The organism is Paenibacillus tritici, from assembly GCF_018207515.1.
Classification (GTDB): Bacteria; Bacillota; Bacilli; order Paenibacillales; family Paenibacillaceae; genus Paenibacillus_AQ; species Paenibacillus_AQ tritici.
The window spans coordinates 5,372,421-5,395,343 of the sequence record NZ_CP073365.1 but is presented as its reverse complement, the minus strand read 5'-3'; the positions used below and the strand labels follow the sequence as shown (position 1 = coordinate 5,395,343).

At 52.4% G+C, this 22,923-nt stretch carries 15 protein-coding genes and 1 riboswitch; of the genes, 9 read left to right on the top strand and 6 right to left on the bottom strand.

The window, feature by feature from the left end; genetic code table 11:
- Positions 1–15 precede the first annotated feature (15 nt).
- The 6 genes from KDC22_RS23205 to KDC22_RS23180 all read left to right on the top strand — a co-directional run bounded on the left by KDC22_RS23205 (position 16) and on the right by KDC22_RS23180 (position 12,237).
- The gene (locus KDC22_RS23205) at positions 16–1,605 is read left to right on the top strand and encodes an ABC transporter substrate-binding protein (RefSeq protein WP_211720478.1); all 1,590 of its coding nucleotides are present in this window, start codon (positions 16–18) and stop codon (positions 1,603–1,605) included.
- 87 nt (positions 1,606–1,692) lie between these two features.
- Positions 1,693–2,796, top strand: a complete 1,104-nt coding sequence (locus KDC22_RS23200; RefSeq protein ID WP_211720477.1) for a glycoside hydrolase family 88 protein — start codon at positions 1,693–1,695, stop codon at positions 2,794–2,796.
- A 33-nt stretch (positions 2,797–2,829) separates the two neighbouring features.
- Complete coding sequence (locus KDC22_RS23195) at positions 2,830–5,001, top strand: GH92 family glycosyl hydrolase (protein WP_211720476.1); 2,172 nt, start codon at positions 2,830–2,832, stop codon at positions 4,999–5,001.
- 27 nt (positions 5,002–5,028) lie between these two features.
- Complete coding sequence (locus KDC22_RS23190; RefSeq protein WP_211720475.1) at positions 5,029–7,299, top strand: polysaccharide lyase 8 family protein; 2,271 nt, start codon at positions 5,029–5,031, stop codon at positions 7,297–7,299.
- 84 nt (positions 7,300–7,383) lie between these two features.
- Positions 7,384–8,550 (top strand): leucine-rich repeat domain-containing protein, encoded by a 1,167-nt coding sequence (locus tag KDC22_RS23185; RefSeq protein ID WP_216857129.1) that lies wholly within the window; start codon positions 7,384–7,386, stop codon positions 8,548–8,550.
- A 933-nt stretch (positions 8,551–9,483) separates the two neighbouring features.
- Complete coding sequence (locus KDC22_RS23180) at positions 9,484–12,237, top strand: polysaccharide lyase family 8 super-sandwich domain-containing protein (protein ID WP_246553771.1); 2,754 nt, start codon at positions 9,484–9,486, stop codon at positions 12,235–12,237.
- Between the two features lie 136 nt (positions 12,238–12,373).
- On the opposite strand, the gene KDC22_RS23175 is transcribed toward KDC22_RS23180, so the two are convergent.
- The gene (locus tag KDC22_RS23175) at positions 12,374–13,225 is read right to left on the bottom strand and encodes an aldo/keto reductase (protein WP_173127776.1); all 852 of its coding nucleotides are present in this window, start codon (positions 13,223–13,225) and stop codon (positions 12,374–12,376) included.
- Positions 13,226–13,399: 174 nt separating this feature from the next.
- Between KDC22_RS23175 and KDC22_RS23170 the strand changes: the two genes are divergently transcribed.
- From KDC22_RS23170 to hflC, 3 genes are all read left to right on the top strand, one after another.
- Positions 13,400–13,855 (top strand): MerR family transcriptional regulator, encoded by a 456-nt coding sequence (locus KDC22_RS23170; protein ID WP_211720473.1) that lies wholly within the window; start codon positions 13,400–13,402, stop codon positions 13,853–13,855.
- A gap of 534 nt (positions 13,856–14,389) precedes the next feature.
- Entirely contained in the window at positions 14,390–15,436 is a 1,047-nt protein-coding gene (gene hflK, locus KDC22_RS23165) for an FtsH protease activity modulator HflK (RefSeq protein WP_211724156.1), read from the top strand.
- The gene (gene hflC, locus KDC22_RS23160; protein ID WP_246552899.1) at positions 15,433–16,299 is read left to right on the top strand and encodes a protease modulator HflC; all 867 of its coding nucleotides are present in this window, start codon (positions 15,433–15,435) and stop codon (positions 16,297–16,299) included. The genes hflK and hflC overlap by 4 nt, the downstream gene beginning before the upstream one ends.
- 386 nt (positions 16,300–16,685) lie before the next feature.
- Here hflC and KDC22_RS23155 read toward each other — a convergent pair whose 3' ends face one another.
- The 5 genes from KDC22_RS23155 to KDC22_RS23135 form a co-directional block, all read right to left on the bottom strand.
- A complete protein-coding gene (locus tag KDC22_RS23155) occupies positions 16,686–17,498 on the bottom strand; it encodes an undecaprenyl-diphosphate phosphatase (protein ID WP_211720472.1) in 813 nt (270 codons plus the stop codon).
- A 37-nt stretch (positions 17,499–17,535) separates the two neighbouring features.
- Positions 17,536–18,129 carry a DedA family protein gene (locus KDC22_RS23150; protein ID WP_173127767.1) on the bottom strand — a complete coding sequence of 198 codons (594 nt, stop codon included), beginning with the start codon at positions 18,127–18,129 and terminating at the stop codon, positions 17,536–17,538.
- A 73-nt stretch (positions 18,130–18,202) separates the two neighbouring features.
- Positions 18,203–18,317: riboswitch (SAM riboswitch) on the bottom strand.
- A gap of 82 nt (positions 18,318–18,399) precedes the next feature.
- Positions 18,400–20,439 (bottom strand): serine hydrolase domain-containing protein, encoded by a 2,040-nt coding sequence (locus KDC22_RS23145; protein ID WP_211720471.1) that lies wholly within the window; start codon positions 20,437–20,439, stop codon positions 18,400–18,402.
- Positions 20,440–20,767: 328 nt separating this feature from the next.
- Entirely contained in the window at positions 20,768–22,072 is a 1,305-nt protein-coding gene (locus tag KDC22_RS23140) for an ATP-binding protein (protein ID WP_211720470.1), read from the bottom strand.
- On the bottom strand, positions 22,059–22,814 hold the full coding sequence (locus KDC22_RS23135) for a LytR/AlgR family response regulator transcription factor (protein WP_211720469.1): 756 nt from the start codon (positions 22,812–22,814) through the stop codon (positions 22,059–22,061). Before KDC22_RS23135 ends, KDC22_RS23140 begins: the two co-directional genes overlap by 14 nt.
- Positions 22,815–22,923 lie beyond the last annotated feature (109 nt).

Sequence of the window (22,923 nt, the reverse complement as noted above, 5' to 3'; positions counted from 1 at the left end):
ACAGGGAGGGTTCATATGACAAAGTTAAAAGGGCGCAGAACGCTATTCACGGCGATGGCTCTAATTCTGGCATTATCCTTGCAAGCATGCTCAGGCGGTAATAACGGGGGTTCTGCCGAACCGTCGGCTTCAAGCGGCGCAGCGGGTACGAACAGCACGAGCAGTACTGGCAGTCCAGAGCCTGCTGGAGGTGCGGAAGCACTCAAGCCCTACGAGGTATCCATCATCTACTTCGGGGCACCGCAGCGGGATGACGCGCTGGTCGAAGCCAAGCTCAGTGAATATTTCAAAGAGAAATTCAATGCCACCGTGGATCTGCAGCCGATTGCCTCCAGTGAATACAAGCAGAAGACCGAGCTGATGCTCAATGCCGGAGAGCCGATGGACCTAGTATTCACCGCGTCCTGGCTTAATTTCTTCGGCAACGTGGCCAAGGGCGCCTTCCTGGATCTGGATGACCTGCTGGCCAAATACGGGCAGGGGATTACGGAGAACCTGAATCCGATCTATCTGGAGGCTCCGCGCTACAAAGGCAAGCTGTACGGCATTCCAACCAACAAAGAGATTACCCAAGGCAAGGCCTATACGTACCGCAAAGATATCATCGACAAATATAGTATTCCGATTGAGGATATTAAGACGATGTCAGACTTTGAACCCTGGTTCAAGCTGCTGAAGGAGAAGGAACCGGGACTGATCCTGGACTTCATTAAGGAATCGGGAGAAGGGATGATGTATGAGACCCGTTCGAACTTCCGCGCCATCGGACCGACGCCGAACAAGATTCCTTTATTCCTCTATGACTACACAAATACAGATAACATCCAGATTAAGTCAGTAATTGATCCGGAGATTTCATCCATTGCCCAAGCAGAGTATGAGCTAAACCGCAGCTATTACGAGAAGGGCTACATCAACAGCGATGCTGCTACCACAACGACGGAGATCGGTGACCTGCGCAAGCAGGGCAAGATCTGGATGCAGCAGGCTGTGTGGAAGCCGGGCGCAGATATTGAGCTGAAAATCGCTTCGGACAATAAATATGATTTTGTGTCCAAGGTCATTGAAGAGCCTATCGTAACCACGGACCTTGCCGCCGGTTCCATGTTCTCCATCTCCCGCACCTCCAAGGACCCGGAGCGGGCGATGATGGTTCTGAATGCGCTGCACACCGATCCGTATGCCGTGAACCTGTTCGTGAACGGGATCGAAGGAACCCATTACAAGAAGATCAGCGAGAACCGGATTGAGCCGATTGCCGATTCCGGGTATGGCAGCTCTGCCCTGTTCTGGGTGGTCGGCAATCAGCTGATCAATTATCTGAAGCCGGGCCAGCCTGACGATCTGTATACAAGCTGGAAGAAATTCAATGATGAGGCCAAACGTTCGCCGCTGTTAGGCTTCGTCTTCGACGAATCGCCAGTGAAGAACGAGATTACCCAGCTTACCTCGGTCATCGGTGAATACCGGGCGGCAAGCACGGGGGCGATTCCTGACCCTGCCAAGATGCTTGCGGAACGCAATGAGAAGTTGAAGAAGGCCGGCATTGAGAAGGTCAAGACTGAACTTCAGACCCAGATTGATGCCTGGAAAGCAGCGCAATAACTGACAGTGGAAGGGATGGCAGGAGGTCCGTTGTTTCCGGGCGTCCTGCCCTCTAATTTGTAGATAAGAAAGGAAGAACTAGAGACTATGGAGACTTGGATCAACGAAGCCTGGGACTATGCCCGGAACAAATTAAGCCGTACACGGAGCCGGATCGGAGCAACCTTCCCGAATGCCACTTACGGCGGACAATATGATGCGCGTGACCCGGATTGCTGGACCAACGGATTCTGGCCGGGCATTCTCTGGCTGGCTTACCGGGCCACAGGGGATGAGGAATACCGGCGCATTGCCGAGAGCTGCGAGGAGCAATTGGACGGACCTCTTCAGGAATACGAACAGCTCCATCACGATAACGGCTTCCTCTGGAGTCTGTCAGCGGTTGCCGATTACAAGCTCACCGGTAACAGGCTGTCCCGGAGAAGAGGGCTGATCGCTGCCAGCCATCTGGCCAGCCGGTTCAATCTCAAGGGGAATTTCATCCGTGCCTGGCTGCATGAAGGCAGTGAAGGTCTGGCGATCATCGACTGCATGATGAATCTTGGCCTGCTGTACTGGGCCAGCGGAGAACTGCAGGACCCGAGGTACCGTCATATCGCCGTCGCCCATTCGGAAATGGCGCTGCGGGAATTCATCCGCGAGGACGGCTCGGTGCATCATATCGTCCGGTTCGATCCTGAGACGGGAGAGCGGATCGAAGCGCTGGGCGGACAAGGGTATAGTCCGGATTCCGCCTGGTCACGCGGATCGGCCTGGGCGATCTACGGATTCGCGATCGGATACCGGTATACGGGTGACATCCGGTTCATGAATGCCGCCAGAGCGGCAGCGGATTACTTCGCGGCTGAGCTGCCGGAGGATCTTGTGCCGCCCTGGGATTTCCGGGCGCCTGCCGATCAGCTATGGGCCAAAGATTCAACCGCTGCTGCTTGCGCGGCCAGCGGAATGCTGGAAATGGCCTATCTGCTGGAGGGCGAAGAAGCTGAACGGTACCGGAAGCTCGGAGCAGCCATCACGGAATCGCTCTTCCGCCATTACGCGCCGGAAGACCCGGCGGAAGAAGCGCTCATTACCAAGGGAACCGGCAGCTTCCCGGCTGGTGCCGAAGTCGAGGTGCCGATCATTTACGGCGACTATTTTTTCCTGGAGGCTTTGCTGAAGCTTAAGGGAGAGAGCGAAATCTTTTGGTAGAGGGAATGGATTCATGGGGAAGGAGGAGCACAGTTGGAGAGAAGAAGAGTGGAAGATGTAGATCCGTTCATCGGGGTGGACGGGGAGAATAACTGCCTGTGCGGGCCTTATCTGCCGAACAGCATTGTAAGGCTGGGACCGGATACCCTGCCGCCGCACCTGTCCCACGGGTACGACAGCTCGCGGCCGATTATCCGGTTCAGTCATACGCATGTCAGCGGAACCGGGGGCGGCGGGCGTTATGGCAATGTCGGCTTCACCCCCTATACCGGAATGCCGCGGTTTCAGTTGGACCCCTATGAGAAGGGGGAAGAACATGCCGAGGCAGGCTATTATAGCGTAAAACTGCTGCCTGCCGCCATCCAGGCTGAACTGACCAGCACGATGCGGGCCGGAGTCCACCGTTATACCTATCCGGCTGATGAATTGGCGGGTCTTCTGATTGATGGTGGTGCGGTGATTCAGGTTGGCGGGGATGAACCCGGCAAGACCACCGGAGTATCGACCGGGGGCTATATTGAAGTGCTGTCCGAATATGAGCTGGCAGGCCGCAGCGACCTGCGTGGAGGCTGGGGGCATGAATTCCCTTATTCCGTCTACTTCTATATCCGCTTCGATCAGCCGATGCAGAGCTATATGCTGATGGATGCGGGCGGAGTACGCCAAGGGCCGTCTGTGGATGGCGCGAATTGCAAGGCCTCCCTTAGCTTCGGCGACTGCGGAGTCCTGGTGGCTAAGACGGGTATTTCTTATGTAAGTACCGGCAAAGCCAGAGCCAGTGTGGACCGGGAAGCCTCCGCCGGATTCGATGACATCCGCGAGGCGGCCAGTAACATCTGGGAGGATAAGCTCAGCAGAGTCACGGTGGAAGGGGGGAGCAGGGAGCATACCCGGCTGTTCTATACCCTGATGACCCGTCTGTTCTGTATGCCGAGTGACCTTGGAGTAGACGACGAGAACTTCGCCTGGGAATCAGGAGTACGGCATTATACCGACCTGTACGCGCTCTGGGACAGTGTACGGAATGCCAATTCGTTGATTACACTGCTCGACCCGCAGCTTGAAGTGGATATCCTGAATTGTCTGCTGGACATCGCGGACCATACCGGCTGGCTGCCGGACGCCTGGATTATGGGGCATAGCGCGATGATTCAAGGGGGAAGCTCCGCAGATATTCTGTTCTGTGAAGCGGCGCTGAAGAAGCTGGAGGGCATCGACTATGGCAAGGCCCTGAAGCAGATGCGCAAGAATAATGAGGTTCCGTCACCGGATACCTGGCTCTACGGCCGTCATCTTAAGGATTATCATACTCTGGGGTATCTGTCCACAGATGTGAAGAAGAACTGTGTATCCCGCCATATGGAATACGCCTATCAGGACTGGTGTATCGGCCGTCTAGCCGAGGAGCTTGGGCAGGCGGAGGAGGCAGCAGACTATTATGAGAGCTCGGAGAAGCTGTGGAATCTATGGTGCGAGGATCTGAAGTGTTTTGCGCCCCGGCGGCCCGGCGGCGAATGGGTAACGTCCTTTGACCCGGAATCCTGTTTGCCGGATTCGTGGAATGATCCGTATTTCTACGAAGGCACCAGTCTGCAATGGTCGTTCAGCACACATCACGATTTTCATGGACTTGTTGAACGGCATGGGGGAGCGGAAGAATTCATCAGCCATTTGGACCGTTTTTTTGACGGGGGATTCTATAACTCCAAAGAAACTATGCTGCACATTCCTTATCTATACATTTATGCAGGAAGACCGGATAAGGCGGCGGACCGGGTCCGGGAATGTCTGGAGACTTACTTCCGCGCTGAACGTGACGGGTTGGGGGATAACGAGGATATGGGCTGCCAGAGTGCCTTCTACATCTGTTCAGCCATGGGCTTGTATCCGTTGATGGGCCAAGACCTCTATTTCCTCGTTCCTCCGTTGTTCGACAAGGTGATGCTGCTGCTCGGAGCAAAGGAAAATCCGACTTCCCTGACGATTGAGACTCAGGGTGAATGCAGCGGGTCCGGGAACCGGTACATCCTGTCTGCTACCCTCAACGGTAAGGAGCTGAACCGGGCTTGGGTCCGCCATGAAGAAATTGCCGGAGGAGGCACGCTTCTTCTGGAGCTGGGGGCTGAACCCGGGGAGTGGGGAAGCCTAATTCCACCTTCTCCGCTCGCGGAATGGGAACAAGGCAAACAACAACTGTCAAGGTAGGGCAGTAGGCTCAAGGAGAGAAAGTCCATGCAGAACTTAAAAAACAAATGGCTGCAATATCTCTCTGGAGATACGCTTCGTCCGGAATCGCTGAAGCGGGTCCGCGATGCCCGGGACAAGATGCTTCATCATCAGGAGCTGCTGTGGGCGGACATCCCGGTTCAGGAGAATGCTGCGGATGTATTTCAGATCATCCTCCGTTTGAAGGAGATGGCCATCGCGCTGAAGTCTCCCAAATGTTCCTATTATATGGACTATTCATTAAGGCAGCAGGTTGGCTATGGATTGGAATGGCTGTATGCGCAGAGATACAACGAAACCGGCTCTCCTTATGGCAACTGGTGGTATTGGGAGATTGGCGTGCCGATTGCGCTGCTGGAGACTCTGCTGCTCATGGAGGAACTGCTGGATACAGAGCTTATAGAGCATCTGCTCCTCCCCGTAGACAAATATGTGGGTGATCCGGCCTTTCATGCCCAGTGGTTCGCAGCGAAGGCTCTGCCTGCAACGGGAGCGAATCTGGTCTGGAAATCTACGGCGGCTGCCCTGGATGCCGTTATCCGGGGCGACGGGCAGAAGCTGTCCGCCGCCCGGAATGCACTGCTTCCGCTATTCAGGAATGTCAGTGAAGGGGATGGCTTTTACGAGGACGGCTCCTTCATTCAGCATGACAGATATGCCTATACTGGCGGATATGGGGTCTCGCTGCTACATGATGTGGTCCGCCTGATGGTGTGGCTGCACGATACCTCCTGGGAATTGCCGGGTGAAGCCCGGGATTTGACAGCCCGGTGGATTGAGGATTCTTTTGTCCCGCTTATGTTCAGGGGGTCCATGCTGGATATGGCCAGCGGCAGGGAGATCTCGCGGGAGGATTCGCAGAATCATGAGAGCGGACATTCCGTGATTACCTCCTGTTTGCGCTTCTCGCGTATGCTGGATGTGGCGGATCAGGCACGGCTGCTCTCCAGAGTGAAAGCATGGATTGTTGCCGACACCTACAAACCCTATATCGCCGAAGCGCCGCCGGATGCCGCTGCTGGGGCTGGTGCGCTGCTGGAAGATGAACTTGTGCCGCCTAACCGGGAAGAGAGCTTCTGCAAGCTGTTTGCCCATATGGACCGGGCGGTGCTGCAAGGTCCGGGTTTTGCCTACTCGATCAGTATGTTCTCCAGCCGGATCTTCACCTATGAATCTATCAACAGGGAGCATCTAAAGGGCTGGTATACAGCGTATGGCATGAGCCATCTGTACAATAGTGACTTGGGGCAATATGCCGATGCCTACTGGCCGACCGTTGATCCTTACCGCCTGCCTGGAACCACGGTAACGAAAACATTGCAGGAGGATGGAGCCGGGCAAGGCCGCTTAAGCACTAAGGCCTACGTTGGCGGGGCTGTGCTTCATAAGCAATACGGCGCCATTGCGATGGAGCTTCAGGATGTCGTTAACGAAGCGGATGGACTGACTGCGCTCAAAAGCTGGTTGTTATGCGGGAACCGCATCGTGGCCTTAGGTTCGGGCATTCGGAGCCGGAATTCCGCCAGAGTGGAGACGATTATAGACAACCGGAGAGTGACTCCGTTCGGTGACCATAAGATTTCCGCAGACGGAACAGAGATTTGCCGGACGCCGGGTCTCGCAGATACGATTTATCCTAAGTGGATTCATATGACGGGGAGTACCGGGGGCGCGGAGGTGGGGATTTATTTGCCTGAACGCTGCTGCGTCCATGCCTTACGCGAGGCCCGGCAAGGGAGCTGGAAGGCCATCAACGATGCCGGTCCCTCTGCGGAAATCGAGCGATCCTATCAGACGCTCTGGTTCGATCATGGAGCAGCACCGCAGGGGGATACCTATGCCTATGTGCTGCTGCCCGGCTGGAGTGAAGAAGCAACGGCCGGGTTCGCCGGGACTTCAAGTATACGGATTGTGGAATTGAATGACCGGGTGCACGCGGTGGAAGATTCGGAAGCAGGGCTGTTAGCTGTGCATTTCTGGCAGCCGGGCTGGTATAGGAGCGGGGGGATTGCTTGCAGCAGTGAGGCCTCTATTGTTCTGCAAAAGAGTCCGGCAGGCTGGAGTCTGGCTATAGCCGATCCGACTCAACTGCAGCGCCGTCCCATCGAAGTGGAGCTTGAACTCGATCGGCCTGTTACCAGGGTGATCCGCAGGTCTGAGCGGATCACGGTTGACCTGAGTGAAGCTGGAGACACCGGAACCCCCGGAAAGGTTAGACTGGTGTTCGACCCTGACGGTGCCGGGGGCGCCTCGTTCCATGTGGAGCTTGGGACCTGAGGCGAATCTATGAAAATGCACTTCAAGTGAATGACTCTGCGGAGTATGGTAGAATAATCCCAATGATTTTAGAGGGGGAGTACCATGCAGATTTCAATTACCGATGATATCGTAGATGAACGTTTCCGGCAGTTCGTAAGGGACCACTTCTGCGGTGGCCGTGAATCCATCTTCAGGAGCGATCTTGACACTGTGGCTACGCTGAAGCTTGAGGGCTGCAAGTTCTCAAGTCTACAGGGGACCGAACACTTTACGGCGCTTCAGGAGCTGGATTGTTCGTATAATGAGTTAACCGTGCTTAACCTTAGCCAGAATGAGGAACTGGTTACTGTGAACTGCCGGAGTAACCGGCTGATTGAGCTGAATACTCAGCCGAATCGGCTGTTGAAGGAACTGGACTGTAGCAGGAACCATATCCGTAAGCTGGACCTCAGCCAGAATCTTGCGCTAGAGAAGCTGGAGTGTCATGAGAATATGTTGTCCAAACTGGAGTTAAGCAGCAATCCCCGGCTCAAGGTACTGAATTGCAGTTATAACTCGCTGCATGGATTGCGGCTTCAAGACAATACGGCACTGGAGCGGCTCGATTGCGGCAGCAATTATCTAATTGACCTGGATATAGCAAGCTGTAGAGAGCTGACGGAAGTCCGCTGTAATCATAATCACTTAACGGGTCTCGACACCAGTGGCAATCCGTCTCTTACGAGTCTGCGATGCTTCAATAATCATATTACGAGTCTGGACCTCAGTCACAATAGCCAGTTGACCGAAATCTATTGTTCTCAGAACAAGCTTACCGTACTCGATACGAGCCTGCATTCGCAGCTTGTACAATTGGATGTTGCCAATAACCTCATCACTCAGCCGGATCATAGGGTAGAGGGAGTAGGGATTTTTCAATATGATAATACCTTCACCTGTTATAAGGCGGAGCTACACATCAAAGGGAGCGGGCTTACCGTTACAGCGGAAGTTCCCACCAAGGCAGCCATGAGCGGATTGACTTCCCGGATTCAGAAGGTATGGGGAGAGCTGGAGGGGCGGCTTGACCGGGTATTGCAGCTAATTGCGGACGCTCATCCTGATGAAGATGTGAATGAACTGGCGCTGGCCGACTTGACGTTTGCCGAAGACCACTCCTTCCGTATCGGCTACGATGCCGGGGATACACCGGCTGGTCAGCTCTGCATCTATGCAGTGTTTGACCATGAGGATGAGCTGGCGGATCAGCTTAGTTATGAAGTGTACTGAGCTGGTGAGCTGTGGGTGGTAAGTCGCAAGCTGAACGCCGCACGCCGAGCACTGCAAGGGTTTGCGGCTTTTTTCTGGAAGATTCAGAGGGATTAATCCCTCTGAATTTGCTGGAAGTAGGTTCGATGAGGAAATGAGAGGTATAAATCCCTCTGATTAAGCTGGAAGTAGGTTCGATGAGGAAATGAGAGGGATATATCCCTTTGATTAAGCTGGAAGTGGGCTAGAGGAGGAAATGAAAGGTATAAATCCCTTTGAATGGGCTGGAAGTGGGCTAGAGGAGGAAAGAAGAGGGATTAATCCCTTTGAATGGGCTGGAAGTGGGCTAGAGGAGGAAAGGAGAGGTACAAATCCCTTTGAGTAGACCGAAAGTGGGCAGCAGGCGTGAATGAGGAGCAAAAGTGCACCTCGTTCCGTCAAAAGTGGACGGCAGGCGTGAGTGAGGAGCAAAAGTGCACCTCAATCTGTCAAAAGTGGGCGGCAGGCGGGAGTGAGGTGTAAAAGTGCACTCCAATCCGCAGAAAGTGGGCGGTGGGCGTGAATGAGGAGTAAATGTGCACCTCAATCCGCAGAAAGTGGGCAGCAGGCGTAAATAAGGCACATCTTCACCGTAACACTCGAAATCTCATACCTTTTCTCGAATGCAGGCAGTTTCTTTTACTACCAGACCCTATCTATACTATTAAATGTAAGCGCTTTACAACGAGTATCTTTATGAGTGGGGAATACTGAAGCAAGGGTGCAGAAAGCAAGTTTGTGTGAGGAATGCTGAAGCATGTTTGTGTGAGTAAAGCCGAACTATGAGCAGGCAAAGCATGTTTGTGTGAAGGGAAGCCGTGAAAATGTTTAATCCAATGAAAAGGGGGAATATGGATGAGAAGGTGGGGAATGAGAGGAACGTTAACGAGAAGGTTACTCATAAAAAGCGGCTTGGTGGCGTTAGTGCTGCTGCTGTCGATCAGCGGATTGGGGGGAGTAACGGAACGTGCCCGTGCGGCGGATGAATTCGACGGGATGCGGGAGAACCGGAAGGTGATGCTTACAGGAGGTCCCTCCCTGAATACAGCGGATGCTGATATTGCCGTAGCCCTCACCAAGCTGGCGAACGAAGCGGACGGTTACTGGCAGACGATGAATACCTCGCCCAGCCGTACCTATCTGTGGAGCGATAACCCGGGCATCGGGAACTCGATTCAGATCCGGGTAACCTATGAACGGCTGAAGACGATGGCGCTCGCGTATGCCACGGCCGGCACGGCGCTGCATGGGGATAGTCAGCTCGGGAGCGATATCGTGGCTGCACTCGATTATATGTACACCACCCGATATCACGAGGCGGTAACGCCGACGGCCAGCGGAACGAGTAACTGGTGGGATTGGCAAATCGGCATTCCCATGCAGCTTAATGATACGGCGGTGCTGATGTATGACGTTTTGAGCCCGGCTCAAGTCACTAATTATATGACAGCGGTGGAACGCTTCTCGCCCGCAGTTACCTTGACTGGAGCCAACCGTGCCTGGAAAGCGATAGTTGTAGGCGAGCGGGGAATTCTCGTCAAAGACGGGGCCAAAATCGCCGCGGCGCGCGATGGCCTGTCCTCTATTTTCAATTATACGCTTAGCGGAGACGGCTTCTACCGGGATGGTTCATTCATTCAGCATAATAATATCCCCTATACCGGAGGTTATGGAATTGATCTGCTGCTGGCTGTAAGTGATCTGATGGTGATTCTTCACGGCTCTTCCTGGCAGGTCGCTGATCCCAAGCAGTCCAATGTGTGGGAATGGGTGTATAACTCCTATCAGCCGGTGATGTACAAGGGGGCGATCATGGATATGGTCCGGGGCCGGGAAATCTCCAGGCATTACAGTCAGGACCATGAAGCAGGGCATCGGGTGATGCAAGGGATTCTGCTGCTGTCTGCAATTGCGCCGCCCGCTCCATCAGCCGATTTTGAGAAGATGCTTAAAGGCTGGATTCTATCGGATACATTCAAATCCTTCTATGCTGATGCCCCCGTACCCGCTATCGCTCAGGCCAAGACGATAACCGGGGACCCGTTGATTGAACCGGCGGCAGAGCTTATAGGTTATAAGCAGTTCTCGGCGATGGATCGGGCCGTTCAGCACCGGCCGGGCTATAGCTTCGGGCTTGCAATGTATTCCAGCCGCATCAGCAGCTACGAAGCGATCAACAGCGAGAACGCCAAAGCCTGGTATACCTCGGCGGGTATGACCAGCTTATATAACAGTGACCTTGAACAATACAGTGAGGATTACTGGCCAACTGTCGATAGTTACCGTCTGCCGGGAACAACGGTGCTGTCGCAGACCGCTTCAAGCAGCCACACCAGCACCAAGCCGTGGACCGGCGGCACCGATATCCAGAATCTATATGGAAGCTCGGGTATGGATTTGCAGTACGCGGGCCGTACGCTTGGAGCCAAGAAATCTTGGTTTATGTTCGATGACGAAGTGGTTGCGCTCGGTGCGGGCATCAGCAGCACGGATAATATTGCTGTGGAGACGATCGTTGAGAACCGGAAGCTGAACACGGCGGGCAGCAATACGCTAACTGTGAACGGTGAAGTGGAGCCTGCCATTTTGGGCGGGGCATCGACCCTGGATCAGGTGGAGTGGGCTCATTTGTCGGGAAGCACCGCCGGTGCGGATACTGGATATTATTTTCCGCAGACGGTATCGCTTGCTGCTAAGAGAGAAGCCAGAACTGGCAACTGGAAGCAGATCAACCCCCGTCCGGTCACACCTTCCACGCCGGTCACCCGCAATTATATGACCTTATGGCTGGAGCACGGGGTTAATCCGGGGGGCGGGGAATATCAATATGTGCTGCTTCCGGGTAAATCCTCTGCCCAAGTGGCCAACTATGCTGCTACTCCAGACATTCAAGTGCTTGCGAATTCATCCAGTGTCCAAGCGGTAAAAGAAACAAAGCTCGGCATCACCGGAGCGAATTTCTGGGAGGATGGGGCAAGCTCCGCCGATCTGATCACTGTCAACAAAAAAGCGGCGGTGATGACCCGGGAAGCCGGGGATACATTGGAGCTGTCCGTCAGCGATCCGACCCAAGCGGGCACCGGCGTCATTGAGGTGGAGCTGGACCGTTCGGCAAGCGGGTACACAGCAGATTCCGGGGTTACTGTAACGCAGCTCAGCCCGACCATTAAATTAACAGTGAATGTCAGCGCAGCCAAGGGCAAGACGTTCAAGGCTTCTTTTGATCTGGGCAACGGCACACCGCCGACCCTTCCTGGTGAAGAGGTTATTGTAGACAATAATGACACTACAGGAGTGCTGAAGACTGGAGGCTGGAAGACTGCTGCGGTGCAGACTGACCGGTACGGCGCCAACTATCTGCATGATGACAACAGCGGCAAAGGCAGTAAAAGTGTGACCTTCACGCCAGACTTACCCGTCACAGCTACCTACAGCGTCTATATGATGTGGCCGCAGCATATCAACCGCTCCACTGCGATTCCCTTAGACATCGTTCATTCCGCAGGGACGGCTACGCACAGTATAGACCAGACCTCAAACGGCGGGGTATGGAATTTCATCGGCACATATCCCTTCACAGCCGGTTCCTTGGGTAGCGTGACTATTCGTAACAACGGAACAAGCGGGTATGTAGCCGCCGATGCAGTCAAATTTGTACGTAATCCGTAAGGTGAGCTTAGGGCGCAGGTTAGGAGAAGGGCAAGGAGCTGAAGAGGATAACCTGTATATTTGAAAAAGAGACAGGCCCATGCAACTTGTGCATGGGCCTGTGCTGCTGAGGGATTAGCCTTGTCAAGAGTCGAGCTTACAGATCAACCTTCCAGTTGCCCAGCCGCTTGGCGATTTCCGGGTCCTGGTGGGAGAAGAAGAGGCTCTCGCCGGTATCCAGCGCAGTAATCTGATCGAGGTCCGCCGGACTCAGCTCAAAATCAAAAATATCGAAGTTCTCCACGATCCGCTCTTTACGCACCGACTTCGGAATCACAACAATATCGCGCTGAACCAGCCAGCGCAGCACAACCTGGGCGACAGATTTGTTGTGTTTGACCGCAATTGCGGACAGCATTTCATTGCTGAACAGGTTGTTGCGTCCTTCGGCGAACGGTCCCCACGACTGAATCTGCACACCCTGTTCCTTCATAAAAGCGGCGTTATCAATCTGCTGGTGGAACGGATGCGTCTCGACCTGATTGACGGCGGGCACAATGTCATTGTGCACGATAAGGTCCATCAGACGGTCAGGGAGGAAGTTGCTGACCCCGATGGCTCTGATGGAGCCTTCGCGGTACAACTCTTCCATCGCACGCCATGCCCCGTAATAATCCCCGAACGGCTGATGAATCAAGTACAGATCCAGGTAGTCCAGTTGCAGCTTCTTCAACGATTTGGCAAAAGCCAGCTTGGCACTCTCATACCCGGCATCCTGAATCCACAGCTTGGTCGTGATGAACAGCTCTTCGCGCGGGACACCGCTGCGCTTGATCGCGCGTCCGACAGCCTCTTCATTCAGATAACCGGCAGCCGTATCAATTAAGCGGTACCCGGCGGTTATGGCTTCGTACACTGCGTTCTCGCATTCCCCGCTATCCGAAATCTGGTAGACCCCGAAGCCGAGAATCGGCATGGTCACTCCATTGTTCAAGGTTACAGTCTGCATGATCATTCCTCCTGTGGTTCATCTCTTAATAATGGCAATCGGCAGCGCATCCCCGGCAGCAGGCATCGCAGCGGGGATTCCAGTTGCGGCCGATTTGCTATACAATAAGCCTACCGTCTTCGTGTAACACGAAGTCAAGCGGGGGTAGTATTTTTTTTATCGAGGAGGGTTATTATGCATACTGTTAAGGAAGCTGCCGAAATGACAGGGCTCACCGAACATGCGGTGCGTTATTATACAGATAAGGGCCTGGTGCCGACCGTTCAGCGCAATAAAAATAATATCCGGCTGTTCGACGCCGACTCGATCAACTGGCTGTATGGCATCAAGTGTCTTAAGCAGACAGGGATGCCGATTGAAAGCATCAAAACCTATGTCGATCTCTGCCTGGAGGGCGATTCGACCGTTGCCCAGCGCTGTGCGCTGATGATGGAATATAAGGAAGCAGCGCTCATTCAGCTCGAAGAAGCCAAGCAGCGCGTTGCCCATCTGGAACAAAAAGCGCTGCAATATCAGGCCATTCTGGAGCAGCGTATCCCCGACCTGACCAATCCCGCCAACTGGGGAAAGGTGCTGGAGGACGGGGGCCAGGTACCTGCACGCAGGAAGAGAGAGCCGCAGCTGTCTTAGAACTGAAGTTCATGAGATTTAGCTCACAACAAAAACCCCGGAGAGCGCGCGAGCTTACGCTTTCCCGGGGTTTTGTGGTGAATGGAATCGGAAGTAGTTGGATTCTCTACACTTGCTGATGGACGAACGATCGCTGCCAGAACAGCAGATGGATAAACAACACTTAAATGTTGCCCTTTCACCCAAAGTAGCCAAAACGGACCCCAGTAGATGCTGTTTATCCACTTGTTCAGGCACATTCCTCAGAAAGCGACGAATTAAGATACATTTTTCCAACTGCTGTGTATGGAGGTTCAGCCTCCACCCGTGCCGTGGCCCGTTGTTTGAATTAACATTTGGGTAAAACCCACTTAAGGTTTGAACTTGAAGCTCCATCCTGTGAAATAGCGGCAAGGCAATAGCCAGAGAGAAACGCAGTAAAATTCAGCAAGCTTGAACAAAGTCGTAAAAGTTGCGACTTATTTGTTTTATTCACGTATATATACCTTTATTAAGACTAAAACACGCCAAAAGGAGCGATGCATCTTGAATTTCATGAACCAGAACGGCGATAATCAGATGCCGGGACTCAGGCTGCCGAAGCTGAAGCCGGGAATGTACAAGAAGATTTGGGTGGGGGTAGCCGCAGCGGCTGTATTGATTTATGTAGGCTCCACTTCCTTTTATACCGTGCAGGAGCAGGAACGTGCAGCTATTCTGACCTTCGGCAAGTATACGAACGAGTCCTCGGCGGGGCTGCATTTCAAATGGCCTTATCCTATTCAGGAAGTGATTACAGTGCCTGCGGAGCTGACTCAGCGGATACATATCGGGTACCGCCAGGAGGGTGAAGGAGCAGTAGCCGTTGATGATGAAGCCATGATGATTACGGGTGATGAGAATATTGTCTCTGCCGATGCTGTAGTCCAGTGGAAGATTAGCAATATCCATGATTATCTGTATAACATTGATGACCCGGACAAATTCCTGCGTAACTCGGCCAGCTCGTCGATCCGCGCAGTGATTGGTTCGGAGAAGCTGGATTATGCGATTACGGACGGGAAGACAGTGATTCAGGATAAGGTGCGGGTGCTGCTGGTGGATCTGCAGAAGAAATACAACACCGGCATTCAGATCATTGATATCAAATTCCAGGATATTGAGCCGCCGAGCGGCCAGGTAGAGGAAGCATTCCGCGAGGTAACCAACGCCCGTGAAGAGAAGAACACGAAGATCAACAACGCCAAGAAGTATGAGAACGATATCATTCCTAAGGCGCGCGGTGAAGCCCAGGCGCTGCTGGAGCGGGCCGAAGGCGAGAAGAAGTCGCGTATCCTGAACGCGCAGGGTGATGTCGCCCAGTTCAATGCCATTTATGCCGAATACAGCAACAATAAGAGCGTAACCGAAAGCCGGCTGATTCTGGAGACGCTGGAGACGATTCTGCCTAGCGCTAAGATTTTCATCACCAACTCGAATAGCGATACTGTGAACTATCTGCCGCTGAATGAGCTTATGCGCAGTACGACGGACAGCAAGACTGCCCCGGCCACAGTGAATCCGCCTGCTCCAGCAGCGCCGCAAGGAGGAGATGCCCAGTGAAGAAGAACCCTATTATCGCAATGATATCTGCTGTAGTTCTGATTATTCTGCTAGCCGGATCTATGTATATCGTGAAGGAAGGGGAATACAAGGTAGTCCTGCGTTTCGGTGAAGCCATGCGTACCGTTGATGAGCCGGGGCTAAAGTTCAAGCTTCCTTTTATCGAGAATGTCTCGGAGCTTCCCAAATACCAGATGACGTACGAGAGCTCGCCAACCAGCATTCTGACCAAGGACCAGAAGCCGATTGTCGTTGATAATTATACCGTCTGGAGAATTACCAACGCCTCACAGTTCCTGAGAACTGTACAATCGGTAAGCGGCGGGGTGCAGCGTATTGATGAAGCGGTATATAACTCGGTACGCCGCAAGCTCTCGGAGGTCAATTATGAGAATATTATTAGTGAGGACACCGGACGGGGCAATATTAACGATGAGATCACCAAAGACGTAGTAGCGGCCTTAACCCGTGATAATTACGGGATCGAAGTGATCGACGTACGGATCAAGCGTACCGACCTGCCGGAAGAGAATAAGCAAAGTGTGTATAACCGCATGATCTCGGACCGTCAATCCATTGCCGCGCGTTATCTGTCTGAGGGGGACGAGGAATCCAAGAAAATAACGTCCAAGGCTGACCGTACCTCCAGAGAGCTGATGGCCCAGGCTGAAGCCGACTCCAAGAAGATCATTGCCGAAGGCGAAGGGCAAGCTGCCAAGATCTATAACCAGGCCTATGGAAAATCTCCTGAGTTCTACAGCTTCTATCGTACGCTGGAGAGTTACGTGACCACGCTGAAGAATGAGCCGGTGATCATGATGCCGATTGATTCGCCGTATGCCAAGATATTGATGGGACAATAGGCTGATCAGCTACTTATGATGACAACACCCCTTAGAAAAGGAAACATTTCTAAGGGGTGTTTTTGTTGAGCACATAGCTAGGGATAGTTACGTATGAAGAGGACCGAAAACAGTTGGATTTTCTACACTTACTGATGATCGAATGGGGGATGCTGGAACAACAGTTGGAAAAACAACACTTAAATCCGCCCAATTCACCAACTATAGCCAAAACCAGCAAATTTAGATGCTGTTTATCCACTTGCTGTCGTTCATCCCGCATAAATCGAGGAATTAAGATACGTTTGTCCACTTGCTTGGCGCAGCAGGAGAAGTTACTCTCAATGGCGTTCCCAAAGTTCCTCAGTTCCCCCAAGCTCCCCGCCCCACAAGATCCCTTAGGCTACTTACAGCAAGATCAGCAGTAACGTTCCTACCACGAAGCAATAATAGGAAAAGTAAATCAGATTGCCCTTGGCCATAATGCCGATGAACCATCTCATGGCATAGTAGGTTGCGACAAGTGTGGTGAGGAAGGCGATCAGGTAGGGAACCGCCAGCGCGGAGCGGTTAGGATCATGTGCGATGTCGGACGCGCCCATAATCAGCCCGCCAATACTGATGGGAATGTACAGCATGAAGGAGAACTTCAAGGCCGTCTCCTGCTTCATCCCAACCGCAATGGAGGCAATTACGGTAGAACCGGAACGGCTGATGCCCGGAATCAGGGCTACCGCCTGAGCCAGTCCGACAATGATGGCATCCCGCACGGTAAGATTGCCGTCTCTTTTCTGCCCGCGAAGATTGCGGATCAGCCAGAGGGCCACTCCGGTAACGAGTAGACTGATGCCAACGGTATGTACGGAAGTGAAGATACGTTCGATCGTATCTTTGAAGAAGACGGCAGCAACGGCTGCGGGAATCGTCCCGATGATGATGTAGAGGCAGAACATGAACTCCGCCCGGTACTTCGAATTGCGCGTGCGCAGGTAACGGAAGGCACCTGTAATCAAATCTAGGATATCCTTACGAAAAATAAAACAGATAGCGATTAAAGAGGCCGTATTCGTTAATATTTCAAAGGATAGCCCATTCTGCTCCATCCCGAGCAGACGTTGTACGATGATCAGATGCCCGCTGGAAGAGACGGGAATAGGTTCCGTCACTCCCTGTACGATCCCCAGCAGCAAATATTTTAGCCAAGTAAACCAAGTTTCCATAATTTCCTCCTGAATCTGAACTGCAACTGCAATTGGATTAAGCTTGTCTTCTTCTCATCCGTTTGGATAGGACATACAGCCCGAAGCCTACAAGGAACAGCGTACCCGCCGGAATAATATAAGGCTTGAGAATCTGGTCCACATGCTCCCATTGCGCCCCTAATTTGAAGCCCAGATAGACATAGATTGAGGTAATCGGAAGCATGGCCAGGAAGGTGTAGAGACTGAAGGCGAACACATTCATTTTGGCAATTCCGCAAGGGATAGAGATCAGGGTTCTCACTCCAGGGATGAAGCGCCCGTAAAAAGCCACACCGTTGCCGTATTTCTCAAAAAAACGGTCGGAAGCCTCCAAATGATGCGGACGGATGAAAAAGTACTTCCCGTACTTATCAATCGCAGGCCTGCCGCCATACCGGCCCAGGGCATATAACGTGAGCGGACCAAAGGTACCTCCGAGCGTACCGGCAAGGATCGTAAGAATAAGCTTCATGTCCCCCAGGTACACCCAATACCCGGCAAGCGGAAGAACGAGCTCGGCAGGGACGAATTCAAACGACAGGGCGAGGACGATACCGGCATACGACAAATCTTTGAAAAAAAGGATGAATTCTGTAATCCATTGTGTCATAGGTTTCTCTCCTCTCTCTGCATAAAAAAAGCCCCCTAATTAAAGGGGGCAGTTCATATAAACTGTCAGCTCCCTCTCATCTTTGCAAGGTATCTTGGATACCTCTAGTTGCCGCACCGTACATACTTGCGTATACCGGCTGCAGCGGTTTCATCGGGCCAGGCCCTCCACCGAACTCTGGATAAGAGTATTATTCAGTTAGATTACATTAAAACATACTCGAACACGTTAAAGCAAGTTTGCGAGATTTGGAGAGACGGTTCGAGAGATTTATTGAAGATGAATCTTGAACACATCTCCGGCCTTCCCGCCGAATACCGCCATTCCGCCCTGCGGTAATACAACGGAAGGGTCTTTACCCACCATGGAGTGGCTGACGATCACTCCATCGGCATCATAGACAGCATAGCCGCCGGTTGACGGTGCCGTAACAGTCATTGTTCGCCCGGCGGACTTTTTATCCAGCTTCATCCATACCGCCTGACCGCTCGCAGGTACTGTACTGATGGAAGCACGGCCTCCGTAGAGAGGCTTCACTGCATCTTCACTGATATAGTCATTTCCGTCAATGGTCAGATATTCCTGGCCGTTCTTGGTGGAGAAGTTCAGATCAAAGGCATCTCTGCCGTTCATCACCGGGATTTCAGCGGCATTAACGGCGGTGTTCCCGTCCACAATCTTCGTTCCGGTGGCGTACCCTTGCTCTACCGCGATAGTCTTCGTCAAGATGGAGGGGGACAGATAGAATAATGAGCTGATTTTTTCATCCACGGCGTAGTAATGCTTCCCGTTTCTCTTCTCCCAGGCCTGCTTCGTAGAGGCATTCAGGGGATTGGCCTCCAGCTTCTGGTATTCATAGGTAACCATCGGCATCTGGCCTATTCCGGGAATATTCAAATGGGCGTCCAGCTTCAGATAGGTGATGCCGTTCTTCTGCTTTTCGAAGCTTACGGCTGCACTGCCATCGCTGTTCTTGAATTGTCCTTTGCCTGTGTATACATATTTCTGAGCAGGGATCAGTCCGGCAAGAACCGGCAGTGTGAGCTCTCCACCCTTAACCGTAATGGGGAGTGTCGCTCCCACGGTTCCGTACAATCCCGAATAGGACTGCATCTCAGCAGGCATAGCTGCTTTTACCGGAGGGGTGAAGGTCTGGTCCGGCTGAATCTTCTGAATCTTCCCGGTGTCCTTGAGGTACTCCAGCAGCACCTGTGAGGCAAATACGGTGTTATAGACCGAGCTTCCGCCGGAGGAGAGCACCGCGATTGAAATATCCGATTCGGGCAGAGTGGTGAGTGCTGCGTGATACATGATCGTATCCCCGCCTTTGGTTAAGGCCTTGATGCCGTAATCGCCAAAGGGAGCCAGATCCACCGCATCCCAGCCGAGCCCGTAGTTGAAGCTGTTACGCTCTTCGGGCACCCAGATTCCGTTCTTATATTCCGGCTGCCGCATTGCTTCGGCGGAGGCTTTCGACAAGATATCCGGGTAGTTGCCGTTCAGCACTTCTGCGAACTTCGTTAGATCCTCGGCAGTAGAATAGAGGCCACCGGCTCCAAGGATGTTGGCGTTCTCGGCAGGCAAGGCCGGCTTAAGGCTCGGGAAATAAGTCTTGGCCAGTTGCTGTCTGTCGAAGCTGTCAAGCGGGGTCTTCGTTGAACTTACCTTCATCGGGCTGCTGAAGTGCCGGTCCAGGAATTCGGAATAGCTGATCCCGCTCACCTGCTCAATCATCAGCTCCAGCAGCTGAAAGCCATCGTTGCAATAGACGGAATATTCGCCCGGATCAGACTTCAGCCGTTCGGACGCCATCCGGGATAACATCTCATCATGATTCTGTGTATCGTTGTCATCCAGCAAGATGCTGTTTCCATAGTGGCTGCCGTAGAGGCCCGAGGAATGATTCATTAACATGCGCGGCGTAATCTCCTTGTAGCGCTCATCGGCCATTTTGAACTGCGGCAGATATGTTATGAGCGGTTTATCAATATCAATGACCTTATCCTCCGCCAAAATCATCGTTGCCGCAGACACATACATTTTGCTGACCGAGCCAATGCCAAACATCGTGTCTTTCGTGATCGGTGCCTTAGTCACCGTATCGTAGAACCCGGCGCCTCCTGACAATGTGATGTTGCCCTTATCCATAATGGCATACTGCATGCCGCTTACCCCATAATCGGCTACGATCTTCGACGCCAGCTCGCGGGCCTTGGCCTGCACGGGATTCTGCTTCTCCTGCGCCGCCGAAGCCTGGGCTGCGGGGATCACCAGCATTGCGGCGAGTACTACTGAAGTTAATTTGTTCATTCGGATTGCCTCCTCTTGTTCCTCATCGGTATACTTCCTGAATGTATCATACAGGCTGGAGGGAGGGGATAGGCCCGAATGCCCCTGAAACGCTGATAACGATCCCTAAACGTAGAAGCTTACGAATGAGTAGTATTAAAGAAGATAACGAAAAGCGAAAGAAGCGGAGGGGGAATTTGGAACTGTAGGAGCGGTAGCGACCGCCTTTGTCAACGGATTTCAACCGCATATAGCGGAATAATTCAGGAAATCTGTTGACAACAGCGGCCGGAAGTCCAAATTTCACCGCAGTGCCAACGAAGCTTGAAGTTCAAATTTTTAGTGCGACTCATATAGAAGATTCGGGCGAGAAGGGGAGAACCACCATATTATTAAATTCCTTATGCCCCGATTCTATCGTCATATTCCCGCCATATTTATCGCATATTCTGGAAATATTGGTCAGGCCGATGCCGTGATATTCCGGGTCCGGCTTCTCGCTGTGCAGCGAGGCGGTCTCTTGGGCGATCCGGTTGAGGATGCGGATGAACAGCGCGGATTCACTCGAATGAATCTGGATCAGGATATACCGGTCCTCGGCTACCTTGACCTTTTTCGAAGCTTCAATAGCGTTGTCCAGCATATTGCCAAGCACCACACATAAGTCATAACGGTCAATATGAACCGCCTGTGAATGGAGACGAAGCCGGGTATCGACTCGGATGCCGTTGGCCTGTGCGATATTCAGGGTATTCGTGACCAGCGCATCAATGACGAGATGGCCTGTGTTCACCCGCTGATAGGCATCCTCGACTTTATTGAGCGTCACTTTGATATGCTCCAGGGCTGCCGCTGAATCATTGCGCCGGATACACTCTTCAATGTACAGGAACTGCTGGTGGGTGTCGTGGATAATCCGCTTAATGGACTTGAAGCTGTGCACCGTCTTCTCATAGTTCGCATCCTGATAATTCATCTGGTGCTGCAATTGGGCATTCTCATGCATGAATTGAAATTTATCAATAATCGTATCAAAGATATAGACGACCATCACATTCAGGAACAGAAAGCCGAGAATCGCCATGAAATAATAGATATCTTTGTTGCTGCTGACTGTAGTGAGCACATTGATCTGATAGATACTGATGAAAGGCACGATCAGGAAAAAGATATAGTAAGGGTAAGGCAGAGCGAAGCTTCTGCGTTTGGAGATGAGCCGGATGACCTGAATCACCGCGAACATAATAATGCAGCTAAGGATGATTCCCTTCATGAAGCCCGGCCGGTCGAACCCGTTACCCGACTCCAGGCTGGTATAGTCCACCGAATCAATCGCCGAGAAAATAAACAGCGAGATGAAGCTGACCAGCGTCATCAGCACCGCATACAGGATGGAGAAAATCACCTTGGTCTTAATCTCCACCTGATAGGACCCGGCCATAGCGAATATCATCAGCAGGGCGACAGCCGATGAGAATACGGAGGACATTTCAAAGACCAGATAGACAAAACACAGCAATCCATAAAGGATGAAATACACGGTCCGGTTGGGCTTCTGGGCGGACTTGCCGAATACGGAGCCGAAGTAAAAATTAGTCTGGAAGCCCATCACCAGCAGCACACAGAGGATAATAGGCAGGTTATATGGAATCATACGAATGACCCTTCATAATCATGAATTTGGTATAGAAATCTTTGACCTCTTTGATCTTGGAGCGGCCGATCGGGAACTCCATCCCGCCCGACATGAGCACCGAACCGCCGGAGAATTTCTTCACATGCAGCAGGTTGATAATAATCGAACGGTGGATGTGCAGGAAATTGCTGTCTTTTAACGCTGCGGCATAATCGGCGATCAGGCCTTTGCTGTCATAGACCTGTGTGGCGGTGATTACATGGAGCTTGCTTTTGACCGTCAGGCTCTTGGCCGCCTCAATCGCAATGATATCATCATATCTCAAGACTACCTCCTCATAACCGGACTTGATGACCATGAACTTCTTCTCTTGGGCCTGGAAGTAATGGAGCAGCTTGGTGATCTTCTCTTCCAGGAGGTCAGGGGCCATCGGCTTAATGAGGTACTGGAACGTGATGACATCGAAGCTCTCCACCATATACTCCGGGTAGCTGGTCAGGAAGATAATCTGTTCGTCAAAATGCTTCAGCTCCCGTATTCTCCGCGCCGCCATAATCCCGTTCATCCCGCCCATCTCCACATCCAGAATCAGAATATGGAAGGGCGCTCCATCCTGTTCATAGTGAGCGGTCAGCTGCTCCCCTGAGTGATATAACTCTAGCTCGAATTCTATATTAGTCTTGATGGATAAGGCTATCAGTGTCCTCTTAACCAGCTCTCTGTGCTGCTCCTCATCATCGCATACCGCTACTCTATACATGAATGCCCTCCTCCATTACGGCGTAAGTGAAGTGAAATCGTATTACAGAATAGTATATCTCATTCTTGATGAGGGCAAGCCCTTGATGGGGTCAAATGCAAAATGAAAT

Excerpts from the sequence above, each read along its gene's own strand:
- KDC22_RS23205 (WP_211720478.1), top strand. The coding sequence starts at position 16 with ATGACAAAGTTAAAAGGGCGCAGAACGCTATTCACGGCGATGGCTCTA.
- KDC22_RS23200 (WP_211720477.1), top strand. The coding sequence starts at position 1,693 with ATGGAGACTTGGATCAACGAAGCCTGGGACTATGCCCGGAACAAATTA.
- KDC22_RS23190 (WP_211720475.1), top strand. The coding sequence starts at position 5,029 with ATGCAGAACTTAAAAAACAAATGGCTGCAATATCTCTCTGGAGATACG.
- KDC22_RS23185 (WP_216857129.1), top strand. The coding sequence starts at position 7,384 with ATGCAGATTTCAATTACCGATGATATCGTAGATGAACGTTTCCGGCAG.
- KDC22_RS23175 (WP_173127776.1), bottom strand. The coding sequence starts at position 13,225 with ATGCAGACTGTAACCTTGAACAATGGAGTGACCATGCCGATTCTCGGC.
- KDC22_RS23170 (WP_211720473.1), top strand. The coding sequence starts at position 13,400 with ATGCATACTGTTAAGGAAGCTGCCGAAATGACAGGGCTCACCGAACAT.
- hflK (WP_211724156.1), top strand. The coding sequence starts at position 14,390 with ATGAACCAGAACGGCGATAATCAGATGCCGGGACTCAGGCTGCCGAAG.
- KDC22_RS23155 (WP_211720472.1), bottom strand. The coding sequence starts at position 17,498 with ATGGAAACTTGGTTTACTTGGCTAAAATATTTGCTGCTGGGGATCGTA.
- KDC22_RS23150 (WP_173127767.1), bottom strand. The coding sequence starts at position 18,129 with ATGACACAATGGATTACAGAATTCATCCTTTTTTTCAAAGATTTGTCG.
- KDC22_RS23145 (WP_211720471.1), bottom strand. The coding sequence starts at position 20,439 with ATGAACAAATTAACTTCAGTAGTACTCGCCGCAATGCTGGTGATCCCC.
- KDC22_RS23140 (WP_211720470.1), bottom strand. The coding sequence starts at position 22,072 with ATGATTCCATATAACCTGCCTATTATCCTCTGTGTGCTGCTGGTGATG.
- KDC22_RS23135 (WP_211720469.1), bottom strand. The coding sequence starts at position 22,814 with ATGTATAGAGTAGCGGTATGCGATGATGAGGAGCAGCACAGAGAGCTG.